Source organism: Pseudomonas sp. LBUM920, from assembly GCF_003852315.1.
Lineage (GTDB): Bacteria > Pseudomonadota > Gammaproteobacteria > Pseudomonadales > Pseudomonadaceae > Aquipseudomonas.
In genome coordinates this window covers 3164739-3186249 of the sequence record NZ_CP027762.1, presented here as the reverse complement: position 1 = coordinate 3186249, position 21511 = coordinate 3164739, and the positions used below count along the sequence as shown (strand labels likewise).

Here is a 21511-nt window from a genome sequence, read left to right as displayed (position 1 = left end):
CGGGTACTGGCGTTGCCCAGGCGCACACCGCTGCGACAGCGACGAGCAGGAACAGCGAGGGCAACACCGTCAAGCGCAGGCAGGCAGGTCCGAAAGGGGTCAATGTGCGTTCATCAAGTCACAGCGGTAGTCCTGCAGCTCACCGGCCGACCCCAGGTTGAGTTCGGTCAACGCCAGGTGCGTGGTCAGCAATACCAGGCTGCCATCGGCGCGCGGTGTCATCAGCAGACTGTACTGGCTCATCGCGTCGCCCTGCGCCTCGACGTACTCACGCAGCAGGGCCAGCGGGTCCAGCGTATCGGCGTCCGCCGGCGTGAGCGTGCGGGCGCTGTAGGTGTGCCCCTTCAGGCGCGTCGGCAGCACCTGCCACTGCGCGGTGAGGCCGTTGCTGTGCCGGTTCAGCGCGGCAAACACCTCCGGGCGCAGGCACGCGATGTGCACGTGCAACTGGTTTTGCGAGCGGCCGTAACGTGAGTTGATCGCCACCGAGAGGAACGCGTCCGGAATAGGCTGTTGCAAGCCGTCGGACAACACACTGCGATGCCGCCAGGCCTGGGCAAAGTAATGCGGCAGCAACTGTCGACCCAGCGCGGGGTCTTCAATGCCGGTGACCTTATCGACCGGAATCAACACATCATGCAGCGGGCCATTGCGGTCTTTGAACAGCGTGTAGCCACGGTCCAGGTCCACCGCCAGGCACGGGCTGGGGTTTTGCTGCTGTTGCTGATGGGGCACGCATTGCTGGCTGACGATATGCCATAAAGCATCGGGGTTGCCCCGCCACTGCCAGGCGCCGACCAGCGCAAGCACACACAGCAAACCACCAGCGATCTTGAATACGGTACCGCGCTTCATGCAAAAAACCTCAACGTACGGGGATGTCAGTTATTTTTCTCGCTGACCTCCCTGTCGCTAGGGCTAACGTTTAGCTGGGGCCATAAATTCCGGGCCAATCGGATCTTTTATCGTGCTGGCGAGAATACGGTCGATATGTGTCAAGTCGTCGGCGCTCAGGTGCCAGCCGAATGCCTCGTCGAAGCCCTTCAACTGCTCCGGCCGACGGGCACCCCACAGCGCGATGGTTGGGCCCTGGTCCAATACCCAACGCAGTGCCAGGGCCAGTACGGATTTGCCATGGCATTCGCGGGCATACACGTCCAGTGCCGCCACCGCCGCCAGGTACTGCTCGAAACGCGGCGCCCTGAACTTGGGGTCGAGATTGCGTACGTCGTCGCCCGCAAAGCGGGTGGCCGAATGCATATTGCCGGCCAGTAACCCTCGGCACAGCGGGCCATAAGCCAACACCACCAGCGAGTGTCGCTTGGCATACGGCAGGATGTCGCTGTCAATGGCGCGCTCGAACACGTTGTACGGCGGTTGCACCGTGGCCAGGGCCGTGTGACGACTGAACTCGTCCAACTGCGCACTCGAGTAGTTGCTCACGCCCACCGCCAGGATCTTGCCTTCACGACGCAGGCGCTCCAGCGCCTCGGCGGTTTCCTGCTGGGCCACCAGCGGGTCGGGCCAGTGCACCTGATACAGGTCGATGTAGTCGGTCTCCAGGCGTCGCAATGAATCCTCGACCTCTTTGCGAATGCGCTCGGCCGTGGCATTGCGGCGCGGGGTGCCGTCTTCCCATTGCAGCCCGGCTTTGGTAGCGATGACTGCCGAGTGACGTACGCCGCGCAAGGCTTTGCCGATCAGCTCCTCGGACAGCCCAAAGCCATACACCGGGGCGGTGTCGATCAGGTTGATGCCGCAGTTCAAGGCATGGCGCAGGGTCCTGGTCGACTGTTCGTCATCCGCGCCGCCCCACAAGTGTCCGCCCATGGACCAGGTGCCAAGGGCAATCCGCGAGACCGGCTTGTCTATGCCAGAAATCCGGATGGTCTCGATGCGCATAAAAAAATACCCCTGCCCACAACATTGCTTAGAAAAGCAATTACTCTAGATCATCTGAGGTTGAATAGGGCTCAACGCCGCATGCAACCGAACTCCCATAAAAGAGGCTTGAAATGGCTGCTTTCAATCGTTCCGAACTGGCCGACCTGAATGTGTTCATGGCGATCATCCGCCGTCGCAGTTTCCGCCATGCCGCCCACGAACTGGGGGTAACCACGTCGGCGTTGAGCCACACCATGCGCAACCTGGAAACCCGCCTTGGGGTCAAGTTGCTGTACCGTACCAGCCGCGCCGTGGAGCCCACCGACGCCGGCACCCTGCTCGCCGAAAAGCTCAGCCTGGGTTTTGCCACGATCCAGGACGGCCTCGACACCCTCGAGCTGTACCGTGAAGCGCCGATTGGCCGCCTGCGTCTCAATGTGCCCAGGGATGCCGCGGTGCTGCTGTTGGCGCCGATCCTCGGCGACTTCGCCACCGCCTACCCGCAACTGCGCCTGGACCTGATCGTGCAGGACGCGATGATCGACATCATTGCCGAAGGCTACGACGCCGGTATCCGGTATGGCGCGACCGTGCCACAAGACATGGTCGCGGTGCCGCTGACCGGCCCGTTGCGCTGGATCGTGGTCGCCTCCCCTGCCTACCTCGCACGTCACGGGACGCCACAGGTTCCCAAAGACCTGCTGCAACACGCGTGCATCCGCATGTACCTGGGAGACAAGACCACTTACAAATGGGAACTGGGCAACGGCCCGCGTCAACAGCGCATCGACGTGCCTGGCCATTTCAGCGCAGCCGACACTGAAACCATCGTCAATGCCGCGCTGCAAGGTGTGGGCATTGCCTACTGCCTGTCCAACCGTGTGCAACAGGAACTGGCCGACGGCCGTCTGGTGGAAGTGATGCCCGACTGGGCCTGCCTGGGCGAACCGTTGTGCATGTACTACGCCAGCCGCCGGCAATCGCAGCCAGGGTTGCGCCAGTTGATGGACATGATTCGGCTGAACACCATCGGCTCGCAGTTAATGCAAAGGCCTTGAGCCTGTAAGGGATGTCAGCCGTTGATGTAGCCGAACGGACACCCCTGGCATCCGAGCATGAAGGCTGACATCAGGGGTAAAGATTATCGCCGCCAGGCGACGGAATCGCTGCACGCACTACTGCCACAAGGGGAGGCCACGCCACTGTGCCGTGGCGTATTCCCTGCCCAGGTGACAGACTTTATGACCCGTATTTCCAACCCTCACGCTGCGCACGTGCAGCCAACGCAGGTTCCTGACAGCAGCGTTGCGCCGCCCAGGCTCACCTCTGAGCCCGGCGCGCCCATTCAGCCAGACATCGAAGGCACCCGGGCCCACGGTGATCGCGAGCTGGCGGCTCAATACGGCGCTGCACTGCGCGGCGCAACCGGCGTGACCGCCCGCGATGCTGACCAGAAAATCTGGCCCATTCCCGCGCATTCAACCTTCGGCCAGTGGTGGGCGCAGCTGGCAAACGCCTTGCGATCACCGGACGTGGCCCAGTGGATCCATGACAAGGGCATAGACAGCCACTCGATCAGCCTCAACCCGGCGTCGGGGCGGATTCAATTCACGCTCAAGCGCTACCTGGATCCCGCCCAGACGCTGCACACGCTGGGGCTGGACGACAGAGACTGGGGCGCCATCAGCGGCCCGGTGCTCCAGGCGGCACGCGTCATCGCAGCCGGCCAGGCAGATGCGACCGTCACCCTGCCGGGCGCTACAAACGAGCACATCGCTCCGTTGGCGCTGGTGGGCAACTTTTATAAAGAGCCGCCCCACCTTTCGGGCTCAGCGCTGACACAGCGCGCCGACGTACTCAGCCGCGAGCGCCGCTTCGCCAGGCTCGACCCGGTGGTTTTTTCCGACGTGGTGGAATCGCGCAGCGAAGGTGCCCTGCAAAGCCAGAAATCCGTCGTCGACGATACGCACGCGCAGCACCAGGCCGCAGCGTCGTTACGGTACTTGTCAGCGCAGTTGAAAGACGGCACGCGATCAAATGCCGACATCGCCGATGAGTTACAGGAAAACACCATTCAACTGGGCACCCACAGCACTTACCGCAGCGATCACACGCAGGCGTGGGCCGAGGTCAACCTCAAGCGGTTCCTGGAAGATAACGGCTGGGATGTGCCGACCAGCCGCGAAGCCATGGACAACCTTGCCCAAGCAATCACCACGCCACCGCCCAATACCCCCACCCACGGGAACCTTGGCGGTGCGCTGAGCTGGCCGCAACCCCTGGATCAGCGCAACCAGCGACTGTTGAGCAGCGGCCTGTACGCAGGCGGCTTTGGCGACATTGATGTGCGCCCGTTTAACAATGTCCTGGAGTACTTGCTCGACAACAGGCCCCTCACGCCCTCAGCGCTGAGCCAGCCGCGACGCTTACTCGACGAGTTGCTCAACACACCCAGAGGCACGGCACTGGGCGAGGCCATCCAGGCCAGCTTCGAGGCACGGTCAATCAAGGGCAGTGCCACCGATTGGCTACTGGCGGCATTGAACGTGGAGCGTGTCAGCCTGACCGATCCGTTTGGCGCTGCGCGACCAGACACGCCCCTGAGCATTGAAGGTTACACGCTGTTCTGCGCCGAAAACGCTGGCAAGTCCGCGTCTACGATCATCAGCGAGATGGAAGACCACCTGGTGGCCACCGGGCGAGCGTCCTCCCCGGCCACCGCTTGCATGCTGACTCACCTTTTGCTTGCCAGCCGGGCGCCGGCGCTTCTGGTCAAGGACATCCCCGATCAGGTGGCCGTGGGCACCCACAGCTGGGTCAGCTTTGCCACGGCAGTCGCGCGCATCGAGGCAAAATCGCCAGGGGCAACGGCAGCGATGAGCTATGCGCGCGTCATGCTGGAGGGCAGCATTGCACCCGTGACCGATGACGAGCGCCGCATTGAATACGCCGCCCAGCATGAAGCGATCAAGGACTGGGCCGTTGGCAATGGCCTGCACTACCCGACCACCGATGCAGCCATGGCCCTGGTGCGTCAGCGATTCAGTGCCCAGGTCAATGAGTTGAGAGAGGCTGCCCAAACGCAGATCGGCGAGATGCCGACCACAAAAGCGCTGGCGCTGGCACAACTGAAACTCGCTTTGCCGGCGATGGACCCGAACCTGTTCGAAGAAAAATGCATCACCTCGCAGCCCGCCAGCAGGCACTTCCCGGGGCCTTACTCGCTGCTGGATCTGTTTATCGACGGCAGAGCCCTGCTCGGCGCGCCCGACTCGTCCGATGATTGGGGCCGGGCCGGTCGCGCGGCTGCCAATGCGGTGACGTTGGGCAACGTCACTTTGCCCACGGATGGCGCGCCGGGGGCTTGGGTAGCGTCCTCGCATGCGATCAACATCAACGCCGCTCTGGCGACGCTTAAAGACCTGCCGCGTCCGCAGGATGCGTTTGATGAAGCGTTTGGGGCTTACGCCAGCCGGGTAAAAAAGACCACCACTGCGCAACTCAAGCACTTGATCGCCAAGCTGCCGCTGGAAGACCGGCAAAACCTGGAATTCGGCAAAATAAGCGTGCGCAAGGAAATTGAATACAGCCGAGACGATCGCCGCGTTGCAGAAGGCGTTCTACTGGTCGAGACCCAGCGCAATGGCAAGGCCATGACCTATGCAGTCGACCGCCTCAAGGGCACGGTGACCCGGCGGCCGGGCCAGACCTACAAAGCGTACCCACCCGCCGGCGGTTGGTATCCGTCACCCGGCAAACGCTACGATGCCGTAAAGCCTGCGGGTGAATACTCATCGGCCCTGCTGGATGAGCGCAAAGGTGCGCACACCGTGCCTGATAGCTTCGCCAGTGACCGAACCCGGTACATGGCCGATGCGCTGATTGAAGACATCAACCTGCCCGCAGTGCACCGCAGCGCCAGAGGCGTGACGAGGTTCGACACTGAAGTACCGACCTATAAGGTGGTTGAGGACGTAGCGCTGAATCTGATCCCGTTCAGGTCAGCCATCAAGCATTTCATCGACGGCAACGCGAAGGACGGTATCGTCGATCTGGCCTTCGATATCTTTGGTTTCGCGGTGGGCCTGGGGGCTGCGGCCAAGGGCGCGAAAGGCGCATTTGCCGGCGCGTCGGCCATCTCCAGGCTCGGCCAGACGTTCAAGATTGTCGGGCGTGCGGCGGTCGGCTCGCTCAACCCCCTGAGTGGGGTGGATGACCTGGCGCGCGGAGTCGCCAACGGCGTCCGCAGCTTAGCCGGCGCCAGCTATAAGGGCCTCAAGCACCTGCGCGGGTCTTACCGCAGTGTCAACTTGCTTGAGTTGGCGAAAAAGCCCGATATCGCGCAAGGCACCTTCAGGGCCTCCCACCGCGCGCAGAGCACCCCAGCGCTGGCCACATTCGATGAGGCGACGCAACAGTGGTATGCCGTTAATCCGCGCACCCAACAGGCGTACGGCAAACCGCTGGAAAATTTTGTCGTCGACAGCCCCAACTCAAACGACGCCAGCAGCCTGCACGCCCTCGGCGGCGATGACCTGGTAAAGATCGCCGATCGGCAACAGGGTCTGGCGGCGAACGGCACGTTCAAGGTCGGGCAACACACTGTTGAAGGTCATGCCGTACTGTTCCAGGGTCACTGGCACCAATACGACGCGGTAAAAAAATACCCCTTTGGCCCCCCGCTCAAAGACTTCACGCCCAAGCGCCTGGCGGCCAGTGGCGAGACCCGGACACTGGACGCCAACCTGCGCGGTTATGAAGCCAGACACATCGCCCCGCACGCGCTGTCGACCAAGGGCTTGCAGGGCAACGTGTATGTAGGCCGCAGTAAAAAAGAATATGTAAAGGTCGACGGAACACTTTATGAGTCACGGTTGAAGGATGGCCAGCGCGTCATCCGGCACCCCAATGGCACGGGGCCAGACATCGCCATCAGGGACCTCGGTGTGTCCGGCTGGGAACCCACCTCCAGGTCCGCCCGGCTGCTGGGTGGCGCTCATGACACACCCACGCCCTGGAAGTTTGGCGACAGCACTTACGTGGTCCCGATGGATGACATCGACGTCGTCGAACATGCAGCCACGCCGTTCAGGCTCAATCACAAAGGCGCCGAACACAGCGTCATCTTCGACAGTTCGGCCGGCGCGTGGAAACTGACCCCGCTCGCCACCGGTATCGATGACACGCCCGCGAAGTATTTCTGGCGAAGTGCCAAGGGCAAGTGGCAACGGGGAACGCTTGATGAGTTCAGCAAAGCTAAAAAGGCCGACGCGCATCAGTACACCTTTATTGATGTCTCACCGCCGTCGGTGCTGAAGCTGCCAAACGAAGTGAAACCGCTGCCCAAGGCGCTGCACTACTTTTGGGCCGGCCAGGAAATACCGTCGCACCTGGCCGACAACATCGCCAGGAACGCCACTCAGGCGCCCGGTTATACCTCCATTCTTCACGTCGATGCCGACAGCCCGGCGGTGTTTCAACGCATAAAAAACACGCTGGAGAGCAAGGTGCCCGGCGTGAAGATCGTGAACCTGCATGAGGACGAAGTCTTCAAGCAGCTCAGGCGCGGCGAAATGTACGACTACTTTCGGCAGGGGCAAGGCAAAAACCTGGCGGCCGCCTCGGACGTTGCGCGTTATCCCATCATGAACAAGCACGGCGGTGTGTACCTGGACACCGATGACGTCATTCAAAAAAACATCGGCACCGACGCATTGCTCGCCGGCGCTGACGATGTTCTGCTCGGCGCGCCGGTCGTGCATAGCCTGACCGACTACACGCCGTTCTATAACACCAGTAACTTCGCGACACGCCCTGGCAACCCGGTCATCGAGGCGATGATCACGCAGATGAACCAACGTTTTAAAGCCAACAAGGCGTACTTCGCGGCCAACCGCCCCACTGCCACGAAATCCGCCAATGGCCGGGTGCACTACACACCCGAATTCAGCGCTTATGAACGCAAGATATTCGAGACCGCAGGCCCGAATCTGTTCAATGACATCCTCAAGTCGAAACGGCCCGACCTGTACGACCTGGGTTTGGATGGATTAGCCAAAGAGTCCAAGCTGGTCGACGGCAGCCTCGTCTCGTCCGGCCCTATCGTCGACATTGAAAACGACGTGCTTGGCGTCTACGCCAGCAAAGGGCTTGCGCCACCGGATCATCTGCGTGAGCAGATACAAAAAATCAAACACCACTACTACCCGCTTCGCTACCGGTTCAACATCAGGATCGGCGCCGACCATTCGTGGATCAACACCTGATCCAACAACTTTGAACCAGTACCGGGTCGTGGTCCTCCAACGGCTACAAACCACGGCCACGGTGCACGTTCGATGACTTTTATTCTTTGGTTGGCCGTACTCGGCGCGGTATTGCTGACCCTCGCCCTCACCTCCTCCTACCTGCGCTGGATGCCGGTGACGACCTCGGCAGTCTGCCTGTTGCTGGGCATCGCCATCGGCCCGCTGGGCATGGACCTGCTGCAGATGGACATCAAGGCTTCCGCACGCTGGATGGAGCACTTGACGGAAGTGGCGGTGCTGTTTTCGCTGTTCGTCAGCGGCTTGAAGCTGCGCCTGCCATTGCGGCATCGCACCTGGCGCATTGCGTTTGGCATGGCAGGCCCGGTGATGTTGCTGACTATCCTGGGCAGTGGCCTCGCGCTGCATTACCTGTTCGGGCTTTCCTGGGGCGTTTCGCTGCTGGTCGGTGCCATTCTTGCGCCGACCGACCCGGTGCTGGCCGGCCTGGTTCAGGTCAACAATGCGCAGGACTATGACGCGCTGCGTTTTGGCCTGTCAGGCGAGGCCGGCTTGAACGATGGCACGGCGTTTCCGTTTGTGATCTTTGCGCTGTTATTCATGCAGCATGGCGGCTTTGACGGTGACTGGCTGGGCGGCTGGGCCCTGAAAAACCTGCTGTGGGCCGTACCGGCCGGGTTGCTGATCGGCTACTGGATGGGCCGGGGCATCGGCCGCGTGACCTTGTGGATGCGCATCACCAATGAAGACAGCACCTTGTCACCCAACGATTACCTGACGCTGGCGTTGATCGCCCTGGCCTACGTGGCGGCCGAGGCGGTGGGCGGCTACGGCTTTTTGTCGGTGTTCGCCGCCGGGCTCGGCTTGCGCCAGGCAGAGTTCAGGTCCACGGGCAATTCGCAGACGCCCTCCGAGCACTTGGCATTGCCGGTGGTGGGCCATCTGGAGGTGGAACCTGCGCGCGCGCTCCAAGGTGATGTCAGTGAACTGCAAGACACGCAGATCGCCGCCGGTGTGATGATGGGCGACATGCTGTCATTCGGCAGCCTGGTGGAGCGCTCGATGGAGGTTTTCCTGGTGACGCTGCTGGGGATCATTCTGGTCAGTCATTGGGACTGGCGCGCGCTGCCGGTGGCGGCGCTGTTGTTTTGCGTGATTCGGCCGGCGAGTGTGCTGGCGGTGCCTTGGGGCAGCCTGATCGACTATCGGCAGCGTGGCTTGATGGGCTGGTTCGGCATTCGCGGGATCGGCAGCATCTACTACCTGTTTTACGCGCTCAACCATGGGTTGATCGGCACCAGCAGTGCGGTGGCGGTGAACCTTACGGTGTCGGTGATCGCCTTGAGCATCGTCGTTCATGGCCTGAGTACCCAGCCGATGCTGGTCTGGTATGAACGACGTGCCAAGGTGAAAGCTCAAAAGATTGCAGCTCAGTCCTGATTTTCGGTATGACCTACATCGGCCGCGTCATCCAGATCGTTTAGCGGCACTTCTGCATCATCCATCAATGATCCCGGGTCTTCGTTGCCCGGGTCGTTGAGTTCTTCGTCGTCTTGTTCTGACATGACCGTCTCCTCTAACCGCCTTGGGTATCGATATCGGCATCCGTCTCAGGCTTGACTTCGGGCTCAGGCTTGAAGTCGGGGCTGTAGTCGTTTTCCTTGGCTTTTGGATCGCTGGCAGGCTTGGGGTCTTTAGGCGCGTCGGCGCCAGTGCCGGGCGCCGGCTCTCCACCATCGATGGCCGGGTCGTTGCGGTTGCTGACTTGCGGATCGTTGCTTGTGTTCATGGGGGTCACCTCTTCGCAGTTTCGGAAAACACATCCTGCGTAAAGGTAAGGTCCCGCGCAGGACGATGAAGTTCCGACGATTTCAGCAGCAGTGCTCAAGACACGGGGTTATCGATCTGGATGTAGAACGCGTAGACGCCCAGCAACAGCCAAAACACCATGAACAGCCACGGCGCGCGCATGGAAAACAGCAGCGACTTGCGATAGCCCTTGTGCGACGACTCGGTCTCGCAAAACAGCGGCGAATCGTCATAGGCCATGCCCATGACCGGCTCGCTGCGCAGCAATTCGCTTTGTTTGTAGTGCCAGTGGTCGATGATTTCGTACGCGGCGCGGATCCCCGGCCAGGCATTCAGGGAACTGAGCACTCCCAGGGAGGCCAGGAACACCGGCACGATGAGGGTGAAAAACTTGCCCCATTCCGGGTTCAGGTTGCCCATGCCGGAGACAAACGCGATGACCAGGAACGACTGCGCCGTCAGGTAGGCGTCGGTGCGGTTGGCCAGGATGGAGGTTTCGTACTGGATTTCGCGGCGATAGAAGTCAAGTCGGTCCTTGGGCGAACCAAAAATCTTGGCGTTGTGTTCACTGTGATCGTCCAGCGCTGCTTCGGGGGTGTTCGGGGAGATGATTCTGGGCACGACGGTGCTCCACAAGATTGCGAGTCTCATTAGAAGAATCAGGCAGCGGTGAAGTTCAAGTTTGTTCATGCACCATTGTGGAACAGGCCCTGCACCCTTGTAGTGAGCGGGCTTGCCCCGCGTTGGCGTGCGCAGCGCGCCTGCTTTCCCTGGGGGCCACGGCGCAGCCCAACGCGGGGCGAGGTGGCTGGCCACAGCACGCCCCGCTGCCACCATCAGCCCGCTCGCCGCAGGATTAAATCAACACAATCCCCGGTTCCGGCACACGCATTGCTTTATCCATTCATCTGCCCGGATTCAGGAGCATTCGTTACCCCCCGACCCAGAGCCGACCCCATAAGAAAGTAAGGACCAGGCCTGTTGGCACGATCAGCCACGGGCTCATAAAAAAATGCGTTTTTTAAAGCGGCAGTGCCACCCAAGCACCCCTGGGCACTGACAAGGTACTGGAATGGCTCGATCTTTCTTTGATGAAATGAATGACGCACATGGCGTGTGCCGTGCGCATTATCAGGATTTCTCCCGCTGGCTGGCCAACACGCCGCCGGAACTGCTGGCGCAAAGGCGCCGCGAAGCCGATTTGCTGTTCCACCGCGCCGGGATCACCTTCACCCTCTACGGCGACGAGCAGGACACCGAGCGCCTGATCCCCTTCGACATCATTCCCCGCAGCATCCCCGCCACTGAATGGAGCGTGATCGAACGCGGCTGTATCCAGCGCGTCAATGCGCTGAACATGTTCCTGGCCGACATCTATCACGACCAACGCATCATCAAGGCCGGGATCATTCCCGCCGAACAGGTGCTGGGCAACGAGGGTTATCAGAAAGCGATGGTCGGGCTGGACCTGCACCGCGACATTTATTCGCACATTTCCGGGGTTGACCTGGTGCGCGACGGCGACGGCACCTACTACGTGCTCGAAGACAACCTGCGCACCCCCAGCGGCGTGAGCTACATGCTCGAAGACCGCAAGATGATGATGCGCCTGTTCCCGGAAGTGTTCGCCAAGCAGCGCATCGCACCGGTGGACCACTACCCCAACCTGCTGCTCAAGACCCTGAAAAGTTCCAGCCGCCTCGACAACCCCAACGTGGTGGTGCTGACCCCGGGCCGCTTCAACAGCGCCTTCTTCGAACACGCCTTCCTCGCCCGAGAAATGGGCGTGGAATTGGTCGAAGGCGCCGACCTGTTCGTGCACGACCTCAAGGTGTTCATGCGCACCACCGACGGGCCCAAGCCGGTGGATGTGATTTACCGGCGAATCGACGACGCCTTCCTCGACCCCAAGGCCTTCAATCCCGATTCGATGCTCGGCGTGCCGGGGCTGGTGGCCGCCTATTGCGCCGGCAATGTGGTGCTGGCCAATGCGATTGGCACCGGCGTGGCCGATGACAAGTCGATTTACCCGTACGTGCCGCAGATGATCCGTTTCTACCTGGACGAAGAGCCGATTCTGCAAAACGTGCCGACCTTTCAGTGCCGCAAGCCGGATGAACTGTCCCACGTGCTCGCCCACTTGCCGGAATTGGTGGTCAAGGAAACCCAGGGCTCGGGCGGCTACGGCATGCTGGTCGGCCCGGCCTCCACCGCCGCCGAAATCGAGGACTTCCGCCAACGCATCAAGGCACGTCCCCACGCCTACATCGCCCAACCGACCCTGAGCCTGTCCACCTGCCCCACCTTCGTCGAAAACGGCATTGCGCCGCGGCATATCGACCTGCGCCCGTTCGTGCTCTCGGGCAAGGAAACCCGCCTGGTGCCCGGCGGCCTGACCCGCGTGGCATTGAAGGAAGGCTCGCTGATCGTCAACTCGTCGCAAGGCGGCGGAACCAAGGACACCTGGGTGGTGGAGGGCTGAGTATGTTGAGTAGAACCGCCGCAGATCTGTACTGGATGTCGCGTTACCTGGAACGCGCCGAAAACCTGGCGCGCATGCTTGAAGTCAGTTACTCGCTGTCGCTGATGCCCCAGGCCGGGCACAGCGATGGGCTGGACGAACTGGCGATGGCGTTGCTCAGCAGCGGCACCCTGGAGAATTACCTGGAGCGTCACAAAGAGCTGGACGCGACGCTCATGCTGCACTTCTTCGCCCTCGATGAAGAAAACCCCGCCAGCATCTACAACTGCCTGCGTGCCGCGCGGGGCAATGCCCACGCGGTACGCGGACGCATTACCGCCGACATGTGGGAAAACCTTAACGCCACCTGGCTGGAAATGCGCAGCATCGCCGCCGGTGGCCTGGCGCGGCACGGCATCAGCCACTTCTGTGACTGGGTCAAGCAGCGCTCTCACCTGTTCCGCGGCGCGACGTCCGGCACCATCATGCGCAATGACGCATACCGGTTTATACGCCTGGGCACCTTCGTCGAGCGCGCGGACAACACCTTGCGCTTGCTGGACGCGCGCTATGAAATGTTTGGCGAGGAGTCGGAAGAAGTCAGCGACTTGTCGGCACGCGGCTATTACCAGTGGAGCGCCCTGCTGCGGGCGTTGTCGTCGTTTGAGGCCTACACCGAGCTGTACCCGAATGCCTTGAATGCGCGCTCGGTATCGGAGTTGCTGCTGCTGCGCAGTGACGTGCCGCGTTCGTTGCATGCGTGTATCGAGGAGCTGAGCCATATCCTCGCGGGCTTGCCCGGCAGCTATGGGCGCACGGCGCAGCGCCTGGCGGCGGAATTCGAGGCGCGCCTGCGCTATACCGGGATCGACGAGATTCTGGAGGACGGCTTGCACAGCCGCCTGACGGACTTTATCGACACGGTGCGTGAGCTGGCACGGGCGATTCATAGCTCGTACCTGGAAGTGGTGTGAGTTGCAGTCACTTAACTGTCAGTTCGGGTGATTGACCCTGCTCAGGTGCCGCTCTTATGTTGGGCAGGTGAAAGGCCTTCCCATCCCAAGAACAGGTACAGCGCATGTCCGAACTGACACTGACCCCCGCCGCCACTCAGACGTTGCAACGCTGGCACGCGATGCTGGCCGGGCGCGATCTGCAATCGCTGCCCGAACTGCTGGCGCCTGATGCCGTCTTCCGCTCACCCATGGCCCACACGCCCTACCCTGGCGCGCCCGTGGTGTCGATGATTCTGAACACCGTGATCACGGTGTTTGAAGACTTCAAGTACCACCGTGAACTGGCCACGGCCGACGGGCTCAGTGTGGTGCTGGAGTTCAGCGCGCGGGTGGGCGACAAGCAGCTCAAGGGGATTGACCTGATTCGTTTTAATGAGTCGGGGCAAATCGTCGAGTTTGAAGTGATGGTGCGGCCGCTGAGCGGGTTGCAGGCGTTGGGTGAGGAAATGGGGCGGCGGTTAGCGCCTTATCTGGCAAAAACCAAAGGTTAAAAACGTGGGAGCAGGCTGGCCCGCGACAGTGGTGGTTCAGTTGCATCGATGGTGACTGAACCACCTCCATCGCGGGCCGGCCCGCTCCCACATTGGTTTTGCGTCGGTTATTGGTTTTTTACCAGTACGGGTTCTGCGCGGTATTGGTCCGGGAACAGCTTTTTCAGCTGCGCCACTTTCGGCAGGTCATTGATCACGATGTAGGGGTAGGACGGGTTCTCGGTGAGGAAGTCCTGGTGATAGGACTCGGCCGGGTAAAACGCCTTGCCCATCTCCACTTTGGTCACGATCGGCTTGGCGAAGGCCTTGGCAGCATCGAGCTGCGCGATGTAGGCCTGGGCGACTTTTTGCTGCTCGGCATTTTGCGCGAAAATCTCCGAGCGGTACTGGGTGCCACTGTCCGGGCCCTGGCGGTTGAGTTCGGTGGGGTTGTGGGCCACCGAGAAGTAGATCTGCAGCAGCTTGCCGTAGCTGACCTTGCTCGGATCGTAGGTCACCGACACCGACTCGGCGTGGCCGGTGTCGCCCTCGCTGACCGACTCGTACTGCGCCGTGTTGGCCGCACCGCCGTCGTAGCCGGACACGGCGTTCTTCACGCCCTGTACATGCTGGAACACCTCTTGCACGCCCCAGAAACAGCCACCGGCAAACACCGCGGTTTGCAGGTTGCCGGACTCGGCTGGCAGGTCCAGCGCGGGCGGCGCGATCATCACCGCGTCATCGGAGGCGCCGAAAGAAAAGGCCGAGCTTTGACCGACGAAGGTGGCGAAGGCCAATGCGGGTAAAATGTTGAGAAGCCTCATAAAACTCACTCCAGAGCGCGGTCGAGTGTGGAAGCTGGCTTGCCTGCTCCCACATTGATTGGGTTTTCACTTCAAGATTGATGGGTCAGCCGAAGGTGAAGGCATAAGCCGCCACGTGCGGGTCGAGAAATTCGATGCTGAAGGTGCGGTCCTTGACCCCGGCAGGCTGGCGCACGAGCTGATACAGGCGTTGCTCGGTCACCGTGCCGCTGCCATCGGGCGCCACATCCGTGCCGTGGGCATTGCCCGGCGCTTGGCCGTCAATCGTCACCTTGAAGCGCACCGGCTTGCCATCGGCACCCGGGCCCAGCACCAGGTGCAGGTCACGGGCATGGAAGCGGTAGACGATGCGCCCGCCAGCCTGGTCGAGGGTGGCTTGCTGGCCGCCGACATTCCATGGGCCTTCCAGGGTCCAGTTGTTCAGCGCCAGGGTGCCGGCTGCCGGGTAATTCACCACGGTGTCGGTGCCCAGGGTGCCGGTGGTGACGAAGTTTTCCGCACGCTGGAAGCCCAGGTAGGTTTCCGGCGATTGCACCTCGTTCATGTCCGGCGCTTGCTGCACGCCCTTGGCGTCGGCTTCGATCAAGCCACCGGCGACGTTGGTCGCGCCAGCCTCACGCAGCAGTTGTTGAATGACGCGTTCGGACTCGGCGTAATCGCCCTCACCAAAGTGGTGATAGCGAATCTGGCCCTTGGCATCGGCAAAGTAGTGCGCCGGCCAGTACTGGTTGTTGAAGGCGCGCCAGATTTTATAGTTGTTGTCGATCGCCACCGGGTAGGTGATGCCCAGATCCTTCATGGCCTTGGTGACGTTGCTCACGTCGCGTTCAAAGGCGAATTCCGGGGCGTGTACGCCAATCACCACCAGGCCCTGGTCGTGGTATTTCTCGGCCCAGGCTTTGACATACGGCAAGCTGCGCAGGCAGTTGATGCAGGAGTAGGTCCAGAAATCCACCAGCACCACTTTGCCTTTGAGCGCTTCGGCGCTCAGTGGCGGGCTGTTGAGCCACTGCACCGCGCCGTCCAGCGCCGGCAAAGCCCCTTCGATGGGCAGCGAATCGCTGTGGTTGGCCGCCGCCATCATGGCTCCGCCCGCCATCATCGCGCCGCTCTTCTGTTCGGGCTTGGCGCTGAGTGTGTTCACCAGGCTTTGTTCCAGGCCGCCGGTGGAGGCTGTCGACAAGCGCGACAGCACCCCGGTGTCCAGGCCCAGCGCGATGGCGGCCACGCCGACCAACATCAGTGCACCCAGACCGCGGCGCAGCCATTCGCCGGCGCCGAGCGACTTTTTCATCAAGCCAAAGACTTTACCGCCGACCAGCAGCGCCAGCGCCAGTGACGTCGCAGCACCGGCGGCGTAGGCCAGTAACAGCAAGGTCGTGCCGATGCTGGCGCCCTGCAGTGCCGCGCCGGTCAGTACCAACCCGAGGATGGGCCCGGCGCAGGGAGCCCAGAGCAAACCGGTGGCCACGCCGATCAGGAACGAGGCGCCCGGACGCGGTTTGGCGTCGGCTCCAGCGGCTTCGGACAGGCGACTGCCGGCGGCCACCAAGGGCCGCGTCAGGCGCTCCGACAATTGCGGCAGCAACAGCGTGAGTCCGAACAGGGCAACGCACAGCAACGCGAGCCAGCGCCCGTATTGATTGACTTGCACCACCCAACCGCCGCCCACTGCCGCCAGCGAGGCCACCAGGGCGAACGTCACCGCCATCCCCGCCAACAGCGGCAAGCCACTGCGCATAAACGGCTGCCCGGTGCGAGCGAAGACAAAAGGCAGAACAGGCAGGATGCACGGGCTGACAATTGTCAGCACGCCGCCCAGATACGCGAGAACCAGAAGCCACATGGGATCGTCCCTTATAAGTATTGATAAACATCGGCTTAAGCCGCCGTGAACGTCATGGCCGCGCCGTTCATGCAATAGCGTAGGCCGGTGGGTGCAGGGCCATCGTCGAAGACGTGCCCTTGGTGGCCACCACAGCGGCGGCAGTGAATTTCCTTGCGCACCACGCCAAAGGAGGTGTCGACGTGGCTGGCGACCGCGTTGTCCAGTGGCTGCCAGAAGCTTGGCCAACCGGTGTGGCTGTCGAACTTGGTGGCCGAGGAGAACAAAGGCAGCGCACAGCCGGCGCAGGCGAAAGTGCCTGTGCGGTGCTCATCGTTGAGCGGGCTGGTGTAAGGCCGTTCGGTGCCCTCCTCGCGCAGAATGTCGAATTGCTCGGCACTGAGCAGGCTGCGCCACTGGGCCTCGGTGTGGTTGACCTCGAAGGTTTCCGCGGCTTCGGCGTCGGTGACCAGGTTGAGCTGTTTGAGCAGGCCGCCGGCCAGGACGGCGACACCCAGGCCGCCGGTGGCTAGCAGCATTTGTCGGCGTGAATACATGGGATTTTCCTCATGGATGACGGGCGCTGATCGTCTGGCTGGAGGGTTTGGTGTGGCGAGCGGGCTCGCCCCGCGTTGGAGTGCGTAGCGCCCGCATTTTTTGGGGCCGCTGCGCAGCCCGACGCGGGGCAAGCCCGCTCGCCACGGGGATCTGGCTCGTCATAAAAGCTTGTCGTGTCATAACCAGCGCCCTTGCATTGAGGTGATCCTGAGCCATGGGCGGTCGCGAAATCCTCACGCAGAGTTAAACAATTCGTGATAACTACACTGTTGCAAAACCCGCACAATGCGCGAACTACAAGCGAAGGTTTTCAGCATGGATCAGCCCAAACGTGTCCTGGTGGTCGAGGACGATGCCCATATTGCCGACTTGATTTGCCTGCACCTGCGCGACGAGCAGTTTGAGGTGGTGCACAGCGCCGACGGCAATGAAGGCCTGCACCTGCTCGAACAGGGCGGCTGGGATGCGCTGATCCTCGACTTGATGCTGCCCGGCGTCGATGGCCTGGAGATCTGCCGGCGCGCCCGCGCCATGACACGCTACACCCCGATCATCATCACCAGCGCGCGCTCCAGCGAGTTGCACCGCATCCTTGGGCTGGAGCTGGGCGCCGACGATTACCTGGCCAAGCCGTTCTCGATGCCCGAGCTGGTCGCGCGGGTCAAGGCGCTGCTGCGCCGCGTGGATGCGATGGCGCGCAACCTGAAGATGGACGCCGGCAGCCTCGACCTTGGCCAGCTGTTCATCAACCCGCTGACCCGCGACGCGACCCTGCAAGGCCAGCGCCTGGACCTCACGCCGCGCGAGTTCGACCTGCTGTATTTCTTCGCCCGCCAGCCGGGCAAGGTGTTTTCGCGCATGGACCTGCTCAACGCGGTGTGGGGCTACAGCCACGAAGGCTATGAACACACCGTAAACACGCATATCAACCGGCTGCGCGCCAAAGTCGAAGCCGACCCGGCCAACCCGGTGCTCATCCTCACGGTGTGGGGCCGGGGCTACAAGTTTGCCGAGAATGCATCATGAAACTGACCCTGACCCAGCGCCTGTCGGTAGTGTTCGCCGTGCTGCTGGTGATCTGCAGCGGCACCTCGGCATGGCTGCAGGTGCGCTCCAACCGCATGCATGAACTGGAAGTGGTGCAAGGCCTGTCGCGCGACCTGGCGGCGCATATTGCTCGCGACACTCAACTGATGGACGCCGACGGCCTCAAGCCAGAGGCGGTGCGCAACCTGTTCAGCCAGTTGATGCTGGTCAACCCGAGTGTCGAGGTGTACTTGCTCGATATTGACGGACGTGTGGTCGGGAATGCCGCGCCCAGCGGGCACTTGCTGCGCGACAAGGTCGACCTCGCACCGGTGCGCCGATTCCTCAGCGGCGCGATGCTGCCGATCCTCGGCGATGACCCGCGCAGCGTCGATGGGCACAAGGTATTCAGCGCGGCGCCGCTCAAGGCCAACGGCCAGCAAACCGGCTTCCTGTACGTGGTGCTGCTGGGCGAAGCCCATGATGTGTACGACGCTAAAGACGCGACCGGCATGGCGCTGAAGATTGCCTTGTGGTCTATCGGGCTGGTCGCCCTGCTCTGCCTGTTGGCCGGCTTGATCGCCTTTGCCTGGATCACCCGACCGCTGCGCCAGCTCACCGACAAGGTGGGCCGGTTCGACATCAACGGCGCCCCCAAACCCACGCAAATCAATCCCCCCGAACTCGACAGCGGCGATGAAATCGCGGTGCTCGACCATGCCTTCGTACAAATGGAAAACCGCCTGGGCGAACAATGGCGCGCCATCACCCATCAGGACCAAGAACGTCGGGAAATGGTCGCGAATATTTCCCATGACCTGCGCACGCCGTTGGCGTCGCTGCACGGCTATCTGGAAACCCTGTCCCTCAAGGACGCCAGCCTCAGCCCCGACGAGCGCCGCCGCTACCTGGGCATCGCCCTCGACCAAAGCCGCAAGGTGGGCGGGTTGGCCCAGTCACTGCTGGAGCTGGTGCGCCTGGAACATGGTTTTGTGCAGCCCGTGATCGAAGGCTTTTCCCTGCCCGACCTGGTGCAAGACATCTTCCAGAAATTCGAACTCACCGCCGAAGCCCGCGCCATTACGCTCACCGCCACGCTGCCGCCACAGGTGCCGACCGTGCTGGCCGACCTGGGCCTGATCGAACGTGTATTGACCAACCTGCTCGACAACGCCTTGCGGCATACACCGGTAAACGGCGAAGTCGAAGTGATCCTGGCACCCGAGGCTACTTGTGTGACGGTCACCGTCAGCGACAGCGGCCCGGGCATCGACGTGCCGCTACGCGAAGGCTTGTTCCTGCGCGCTTTCACCATCGGCGGCGCGCGCCGCGATGGCGGCCTGGGCCTGCGCATCGTGCACCGTATCCTGCAATTGCATGGGCGCGACATCCAATTGGTGGAGCGCCCAGGCCATGGTGCGACCTTCAGGTTCTCGCTAGAAACGCGAGCATCAGCGCGTTGACCCGCTCGGCCTGTTCGTTCTGGATCCAGTGACCGCAGTTGGCCAATACCTGCTGTTGCAGGTTGGGCACTGCGTCGGGCATGCGCTTGAGGGTGTGAGCTTCAAACACGCCGACCGGATCACGGTCGCCAATCAAGAATAATGTGGGTTGCAGCACGCGCTGGCCGGCGAGGAACTCGGTGCGCTGCCAATTGCGCTCAAAGTTGCGATACCAGTTCAGCGGGCCACGAAAACCGCACTTGCTGAAGGTGTGCACGTAAACGCCCATGTCCGCTTGAGTACACCACGTTGGCAATGCACCGGGGGCCGAGACGCCGTCGAACAAAGTGGCGTTGGCGGGCTTTTTCTGCAGGAACACGTCCTGATCCTGCATGAACAGCCGCAACGTGCGTTCGATGTCGGCATCCAGCTCCCGCTCGGCTACGCCCGGTGCCTGGAAATACAGGATGTAGTTGAAGCGATCGGCGTAGAGCTCGCGCATGATCTCGATCACCGGGCGCCGCGCACGTCCGGCAAACGGCACCGACATCGTGATCAAGCGGCTGACCCGCGCAGGCTCCAGTAACGCCAGATGCCAGGCCACCACGGCGCCCCAGTCGTGGCCGACCATCACCACCTGTTGATGGCCGAAATGGTCCATGGCCTGCTGAATATCGGCGCACAAGGTCAGTAACTCGTAATCGGCGACCTCGGCAGGCGAACTCGATTCGCCGTAGCCGCGCATTTCGGGCGCGAACACCCGATACCCGGCGCCGGCCAGCGCGGGAATCTGCTCTCGCCACGAGTGCCAGCACTCGGGAAACCCGTGCAGCAGCCAAATCGGCTGGCCTTGCTCGGGCCCGGCGATGTGGACGCTCAACTCAATACCGTTGACCTGAACCTTGTCATGCTGGATATCGCTCATCACGGGCTTCCTTGTGATCGTTGGTGTGAAGGTTATGCAGGGAGCGCTCGCGGTATTCGCGTGGGGTGCACTTCATCTGACGCTTGAATGCGCTGCTGAAGGCGCTGTCCGACTGGTACCCCAACGCCTGGCCGATGCTTGACACACTGCTGCCCGAAGTGTTCAAGGCCTTTATCGCCAAGTGCATGCGCCAGCGGGTCAGGTACTCCTGAGGGGCCATCCCGACCTGCTGCTTGAAGCGCAAGGCAAACGTCGAACGGGACTGATTGGCAATACCGGCCATGTCACTCAAGGTCCAACGCCGCGCCGGTTCGGCGTGCACTTGCGCAAGTACCGGTGCCAACCGTGGGTCGGTCAAGGCTGCCAACCAGCCTCGAGTGCTGGCACCCAGGGAAGATTGATAGAGCCGCAGGATTTGCACCAGCATCATTTGCGCCAAATGCTCGGTCATCAGTGCCGCGCCGAGTCTTGGGCCGGCATATTCCAGGGCCAGCCGCTCCAGACACCAGCGCAACACACCGGCCTGTTCGGACCTGGCGCTGATACGCACCACTGGCGGCAACCCATCGAGCAACAAACGCGCCTCATCGCCGTAGGTGAACAGCCCGCCAATCAGAAACAAATCCTGCGCGTCGCCCACGCGGGCGATGCCGCCCACCGCCTCGCGGTAAACGTCACGCGCGTCAACGCCCTCCGGTGCAAGGTTGCTGGACAATCTCCATGGGCGGTTGTGTGTCAGTAAAAAACAATCGCCCTCGCTCAAGGCGATGGGCACCGGCTCGCCTTTCACTTCCAGCCAACAATTGCCCTCCACCACGGCATTGAACTTGATGCCCTGCGGCGCCGGAAAATTCACCGCCCACGTGCCGCCGGCCTTCAAGCCCGCGAACAACGTGCGGTGGCTTTTCAAGAGGGCCAATACCTCGGAGAGCGTATCCATACTAAAAAGCTCCGGACGATCGCGATAGAAACCCGGACTTTAGGGTATTCCGCGTCCGACCTTCA

At 62.0% G+C, this 21511-nt stretch carries 18 protein-coding genes; 8 read left to right on the top strand and 10 right to left on the bottom strand.

The window, feature by feature from the left end; genetic code table 11:
• Nucleotides 1–99: 99 nt before the first annotated feature.
• Both C4J83_RS14745 and C4J83_RS14740 read right to left on the bottom strand, forming a co-directional pair.
• Nucleotides 100–855 carry a CDP-diacylglycerol diphosphatase gene (locus C4J83_RS14745; RefSeq protein WP_124417435.1) on the bottom strand — a complete coding sequence of 252 codons (756 nt, stop codon included), beginning with the start codon at nucleotides 853–855 and terminating at the stop codon, nucleotides 100–102.
• Between the two features lie 63 nt (nucleotides 856–918).
• Complete coding sequence (locus tag C4J83_RS14740; protein WP_106578131.1) at nucleotides 919–1902, bottom strand: aldo/keto reductase; 984 nt, start codon at nucleotides 1900–1902, stop codon at nucleotides 919–921.
• A gap of 113 nt (nucleotides 1903–2015) precedes the next feature.
• On the opposite strand from C4J83_RS14740, the gene C4J83_RS14735 reads away from it, so the two are divergent.
• From C4J83_RS14735 to C4J83_RS14725, 3 genes are all read left to right on the top strand, one after another.
• Nucleotides 2016–2942, top strand: coding sequence for a LysR family transcriptional regulator (locus tag C4J83_RS14735; RefSeq protein ID WP_119740546.1), 927 nt, complete (start codon nucleotides 2016–2018; stop codon nucleotides 2940–2942).
• Nucleotides 2943–3125: 183 nt separating this feature from the next.
• Nucleotides 3126–8150 carry a glycosyltransferase family 32 protein gene (locus tag C4J83_RS14730; protein ID WP_124417434.1) on the top strand — a complete coding sequence of 1675 codons (5025 nt, stop codon included), beginning with the start codon at nucleotides 3126–3128 and terminating at the stop codon, nucleotides 8148–8150.
• Nucleotides 8151–8222: 72 nt separating this feature from the next.
• On the top strand, nucleotides 8223–9590 hold the full coding sequence (locus tag C4J83_RS14725; RefSeq protein ID WP_119740550.1) for a cation:proton antiporter: 1368 nt from the start codon (nucleotides 8223–8225) through the stop codon (nucleotides 9588–9590).
• Here the strand turns inward: C4J83_RS14725 and C4J83_RS30735 are convergent.
• The 3 genes from C4J83_RS30735 to C4J83_RS14715 all read right to left on the bottom strand — a co-directional run bounded on the left by C4J83_RS30735 (nucleotide 9581) and on the right by C4J83_RS14715 (nucleotide 10580).
• Nucleotides 9581–9715, bottom strand: a complete 135-nt coding sequence (locus C4J83_RS30735) for a hypothetical protein (protein ID WP_256586972.1) — start codon at nucleotides 9713–9715, stop codon at nucleotides 9581–9583. The two genes, C4J83_RS14725 and C4J83_RS30735, sit on opposite strands and share 10 nt — an antisense overlap.
• 11 nt (nucleotides 9716–9726) lie before the next feature.
• Nucleotides 9727–9939, bottom strand: a complete 213-nt coding sequence (locus tag C4J83_RS14720; RefSeq protein WP_106578127.1) for a hypothetical protein — start codon at nucleotides 9937–9939, stop codon at nucleotides 9727–9729.
• 95 nt (nucleotides 9940–10034) lie between these two features.
• Nucleotides 10035–10580 carry a hypothetical protein gene (locus tag C4J83_RS14715; RefSeq protein WP_106578126.1) on the bottom strand — a complete coding sequence of 182 codons (546 nt, stop codon included), beginning with the start codon at nucleotides 10578–10580 and terminating at the stop codon, nucleotides 10035–10037.
• A gap of 451 nt (nucleotides 10581–11031) precedes the next feature.
• On the opposite strand from C4J83_RS14715, the gene C4J83_RS14710 reads away from it, so the two are divergent.
• The 3 genes from C4J83_RS14710 (at nucleotide 11032) to C4J83_RS14700 (ending at nucleotide 13927) form a co-directional block, all read left to right on the top strand.
• Complete coding sequence (locus C4J83_RS14710; RefSeq protein ID WP_106578125.1) at nucleotides 11032–12441, top strand: circularly permuted type 2 ATP-grasp protein; 1410 nt, start codon at nucleotides 11032–11034, stop codon at nucleotides 12439–12441.
• 2 nt (nucleotides 12442–12443) lie between these two features.
• Complete coding sequence (locus C4J83_RS14705) at nucleotides 12444–13394, top strand: alpha-E domain-containing protein (protein ID WP_106578124.1); 951 nt, start codon at nucleotides 12444–12446, stop codon at nucleotides 13392–13394.
• A gap of 104 nt (nucleotides 13395–13498) precedes the next feature.
• Nucleotides 13499–13927 (top strand): nuclear transport factor 2 family protein, encoded by a 429-nt coding sequence (locus tag C4J83_RS14700; protein WP_124417433.1) that lies wholly within the window; start codon nucleotides 13499–13501, stop codon nucleotides 13925–13927.
• A 107-nt stretch (nucleotides 13928–14034) separates the two neighbouring features.
• Here C4J83_RS14700 and msrA read toward each other — a convergent pair whose 3' ends face one another.
• The 3 genes from msrA to msrB form a co-directional block, all read right to left on the bottom strand.
• On the bottom strand, nucleotides 14035–14730 hold the full coding sequence (gene msrA, locus C4J83_RS14695) for a peptide-methionine (S)-S-oxide reductase MsrA (protein WP_124417432.1): 696 nt from the start codon (nucleotides 14728–14730) through the stop codon (nucleotides 14035–14037).
• A gap of 85 nt (nucleotides 14731–14815) precedes the next feature.
• A complete protein-coding gene (locus C4J83_RS14690; protein ID WP_124417431.1) occupies nucleotides 14816–16576 on the bottom strand; it encodes a cytochrome c biogenesis protein DipZ in 1761 nt (586 codons plus the stop codon).
• A gap of 35 nt (nucleotides 16577–16611) precedes the next feature.
• Entirely contained in the window at nucleotides 16612–17112 is a 501-nt protein-coding gene (gene msrB, locus C4J83_RS14685) for a peptide-methionine (R)-S-oxide reductase MsrB (RefSeq protein WP_124417430.1), read from the bottom strand.
• Between the two features lie 316 nt (nucleotides 17113–17428).
• Between msrB and C4J83_RS14680 the strand changes: the two genes are divergently transcribed.
• Complete coding sequence (locus C4J83_RS14680) at nucleotides 17429–18139, top strand: response regulator transcription factor (protein WP_106578119.1); 711 nt, start codon at nucleotides 17429–17431, stop codon at nucleotides 18137–18139.
• Nucleotides 18136–19602 (top strand): sensor histidine kinase, encoded by a 1467-nt coding sequence (locus C4J83_RS14675; RefSeq protein WP_124417429.1) that lies wholly within the window; start codon nucleotides 18136–18138, stop codon nucleotides 19600–19602. The genes C4J83_RS14680 and C4J83_RS14675 overlap by 4 nt, the downstream gene beginning before the upstream one ends.
• Here the strand turns inward: C4J83_RS14675 and C4J83_RS14670 are convergent.
• Together C4J83_RS14670 and C4J83_RS14665 are read right to left on the bottom strand one after the other, a co-directional pair.
• Complete coding sequence (locus C4J83_RS14670) at nucleotides 19565–20506, bottom strand: alpha/beta fold hydrolase (protein WP_124417428.1); 942 nt, start codon at nucleotides 20504–20506, stop codon at nucleotides 19565–19567. The genes C4J83_RS14675 and C4J83_RS14670 overlap by 38 nt on opposite strands.
• Nucleotides 20487–21446 carry an AraC family transcriptional regulator gene (locus C4J83_RS14665; RefSeq protein WP_119740569.1) on the bottom strand — a complete coding sequence of 320 codons (960 nt, stop codon included), beginning with the start codon at nucleotides 21444–21446 and terminating at the stop codon, nucleotides 20487–20489. Before C4J83_RS14665 ends, C4J83_RS14670 begins: the two co-directional genes overlap by 20 nt.
• Nucleotides 21447–21511: the final 65 nt, after the last annotated feature.